2 protein-coding genes are annotated in these 3,918 nt (G+C 65.2%); both read left to right on the top strand.

From position 1 onward, the window contains the following. The first annotated feature begins 148 nt into the window (after positions 1–148). Complete coding sequence (locus tag OZ411_RS42595) at positions 149–2,755, top strand: ligase-associated DNA damage response DEXH box helicase (RefSeq protein ID WP_282532748.1); 2,607 nt, start codon at positions 149–151, stop codon at positions 2,753–2,755. A gap of 134 nt (positions 2,756–2,889) precedes the next feature. Further along, a complete protein-coding gene (gene pdeM, locus OZ411_RS42600; protein WP_282532747.1) occupies positions 2,890–3,588 on the top strand; it encodes a ligase-associated DNA damage response endonuclease PdeM in 699 nt (232 codons plus the stop codon). The last annotated feature ends 330 nt before the right edge of the window (positions 3,589–3,918 follow it).

Here is a 3,918-nt window from a genome sequence, read left to right on the forward strand (position 1 = left end):
CCGCGAATCATCGTTCAACTCACGGAATCAGCGATCAAATTCCTTCGCAAGATGTGCGAATATGACAGCCGCGGAAGGGCGGGGCGAGGTGAGGAGAGCGCCCCTCGACGAAGCGTCCTCGAGGGCATAGCTCTACCCTGTGCCAGTCCTGACCCAGCCCGTGGCCTCGACCAAGACCGAGCCCCTCCTGCCTCTCCGCTTCCAGAAATGGTTCGCGGCACGCGGCTGGTCGCCACGCGAGCATCAGCTCGCGCTATTGGCAAAGGCGCGCGAAAATCGCTCTGCGTTGCTGATTGCGCCGACCGGCGCCGGCAAGACGCTGGCAGGATTCTTGCCGACACTGGTGGAGCTTAGCAGCAGTGCTAGGGGGAGGGAGAATGACCAGCTCGCAAGCGGTGAGGGAGGCACGTCGCACGCCGCGCGCTCCAACCTCATCTCCACCGGCCGCAGCGTGAAGCGCACCGGCGGCCTCCACACCCTCTACATCTCCCCGCTGAAGGCGCTCGCGGTCGACATCGCGCGCAATCTGGAAGCGCCGGTCGCCGAGATGGGACTGCCGATCAAGATCGAGACCCGCACCGGTGATACGCCGGTGTCGCGCCGACAGCGGCAGCGGCGTTATCCGCCGGATATCCTGCTCACCACGCCCGAACAGCTCGCGCTGTTATTGTCATCCGACGACGCGCCGTTCCTGTTCTCCTCCTTGAAGCGCATCGTGCTCGACGAATTGCACGCGCTGGTGACCTCCAAGAGAGGTGACCTGTTGTCGCTTGGGCTCGCGCGGCTATGGCGGCTCGCGCCGGAGATGCGCGCGATCGGCCTGTCGGCGACGGTCGCCGAGCCGGAACAACTCGCGCGCTTCCTGGTGCCGCAGCAACCGGCCACGCAAATCGCCGCTGATGTCGTCACCGCCGGCGGCGCTGCGCCGCCGATCGTCGAGATGCTGGATACGCGCGAGCGCCTGCCCTGGGCAGGCCACACCGCGCGCCATGCGCTCGGTGAGATCTATGAACTGATCAAGCAGAACAAGACCACGCTGGTCTTCGTCAACACGCGCAGCCAGGCCGAGATGCTGTTCCAGGATCTCTGGCGCATGAACGACGATGGGCTCGCGATCGCGCTGCATCACGGCTCGCTCGACGTCGCACAGCGCCGCAAGGTCGAGGATGCGATGGCGGCCGGCAGGCTGCGCGGCGTGGTCTGTACGTCCTCGCTCGATCTCGGCGTCGACTGGGGCGACGTCGACCTCGTCATCAATATCGGTGCGCCCAAGGGCTCGTCGCGATTGATGCAGCGCATCGGCCGCGCCAATCACCGTTTCGACGAAGCCTCGCGTGCCGTGCTGGTGCCGGCCAACCGCTTCGAGGTCCTGGAATGCCGTGTCGCGATCGATGCGATCGCCGAGAATGCGCAGGACACGCCGCCGCTGCGATCAGGCGCGCTCGACGTGCTGGCGCAGCATGTGCTCGGCTGCGCCTGCGGCGAGCCGTTCCTTGCCGACGAATTGTATGAGGAGGTGCTGACGTCGGCGCCGTACGCGTCGCTGACGCGGGCCGATTTCGACGACATCGTCGATTTCGTCGCCACCGGCGGCTATGCGCTGAAGACCTATGAACGCTTCGCGCGCATCAAGCAGGACAAGCAGGGCCGCTGGCGCGTCGCCAATCCCCGGGTGCGGCAGAGCTACCGTCTCAACGTCGGCACCATCGTCGAGGAAACCATGCTGAAGGTTCGGCTGGTGCGCTCGCGCGCCGGCGGCACCGGCTCGACTGGCGCGCTTGGCCGCGGCGGCCGCGTGCTGGGAGAGATCGAGGAAGTCTTCATCGAGGGCCTCGTGCCCGGCGACACTTTTGTCTTCGGTGGCGAGGTGGTGCGCTACGAGGCGCTGGTCGAAGACCAGGTCTATGTCTCTCGCGCCAATGACAAGGATGCCAAGGTGCCGTCCTATATGGGCGGCAAATTCCCGCTCTCCACCTATCTCGCCGAGCGCGTGCGCAAACTGCTCGACGATCGCCGTGCGTGGAATGCGCTGCCGGATCAGGTCCACGAATGGCTGTCGCTGCAGAAGGATTTTTCCCGTGTGCCCGCGGTGCGCGAGCTGCTGGTCGAAACCTTTCCGCGCGGCAACAAGCATTACCTGGTCTGCTATCCCTTCGAGGGGCGGCTCGCGCACCAGACGCTCGGCATGCTCCTGACGCGGCGGATGGAGCGCGCCCGCACCCGGCCGCTCGGCTTCATGGCCAATGAATATGCGCTCGCGATCTGGGGATTAGGCGACCTCTCTTACCTGATCCGGCACGGCCAGCTTGATCTCAACGCGCTGTTCAATCCCGACATGCTCGGCGACGATCTCGAAGCATGGCTCGCCGAATCAGCGTTGATGAAGCGCACCTTCCGCAATTGCGCCATCATCTCAGGGCTAATCGCGCGTCGCCATACCGGTGAGGAGAAATCGCGCCGCCAAGTACTGTTCTCGACCGACCTTGTCTATGACGTCCTGCGCAAGCATCAGGCCGATCATGTCCTGTTGCGCGCGGCGCGTGCCGATGCCGCAACTGGCCTGCTCGATCTGCGCCGGCTCGGCGACATGCTCGCGCGCATCCAGGGGCGAATCACTCATCGGGAACTGGAGCATGTTTCGCCGCTCGCAGTCCCGGTGATGCTGGAAATCGGCCGCGAGTCGGTTTATGGCGAAGCATCCGACGCGCTATTGGCAGAAGCCGCCGACGAGCTCGTGAAAGAGGCGATGTCATGAGACATCGTAGCAATGGAAATGAATTTTCGGGGCGTATCCCTCTCCACACCGTCATGCCCGGGCTTGTCCCGGGCATCCACGTCCTTTGCTTCAGCGTGTGTGGAAAGGCGTGGATGGCCGGGACGAGCCCGGCCATGACGGAGCAAGTGGCTCTTACTGCCGACCCCCCAAGTACTTTCGAGGTCGCCGGCGTGTCGTTCGCCGCCGATCTCTCCGGCGCTTTGTTCTGGGAAGAGCAGCGCCTGCTCGTCGTCTCCGACCTGCACCTGGAAAAAGGTTCGAGCTTCGCCACACGCGGCGTGCTGCTCCCGCCTTACGACACCGCGGCGACCCTGGGCCGCCTTGCCGCCGTCGTTGCCCGGCATGACCCGCGCATGGTGATTGCGCTCGGCGACAGTTTTCATGACCGGCGCGCGCATGAGCGGATGAGCGCGCAGGATCGCGACGCCATCACCGCGCTGCAGGCGCGGCGTGAGTGGATCTGGATATCGGGCAATCACGATCCGGCCCTGCCGTCCGATCTCGGCGGCATGGTCGCTACCGAAGTCGCGATCGGCCGGATCAGATTCCGCCATGAGCCGACCGGCGCCATCGGCGAGATCGCCGGCCATCTGCATCCCAAGGCCCGCGTCTCGACCCGCGGCCGCGCAGTCGAACGCCGCTGCTTCGCCAGCGACGGCGAACGCGCCGTGATGCCCGCCTTCGGCGCCTACGCCGGCGGCCTCAGCATCCGCGACGCCGCGTTTGCAAAACTGTTCGGTACGCCGGCCTTCACCGCGCACCTTCTCGGCGACACCAAGCTGCACACCATCGCCGCTTCCCGCTGTTATTGATTGCTGCCACAAGCGCCGTCCTCATCCCGAGGAGCCGCGCAAGCGGCGTCTCGAGGGATGGGCCACGGGCTCCTCACTCTCCGTCATTCCGGGGCGCGCGCAGCGCGAGCCCGGAATCCATTTGTCCACTTGCGCAAGCGGTAAAATGGATTCCGGGCTCATCGCTTCGCGATGCCCCGGAATGACGGAGGAGAAAATTCGCCAGCGATTCCAACGTGATTTGGCCCGTCCAGCCCTCGCACAAAAAACATTCCGCTTCCGCCGTCGGGCAAATCAGTGATTTAACTCCGCGCGTCTCACCCGAATGAGGGGCGGCTCGCGATCGTCACG

The organism is Bradyrhizobium sp. Arg237L (genome assembly GCF_029990105.1).
Classification (GTDB): domain Bacteria; phylum Pseudomonadota; class Alphaproteobacteria; order Rhizobiales; family Xanthobacteraceae; genus Bradyrhizobium.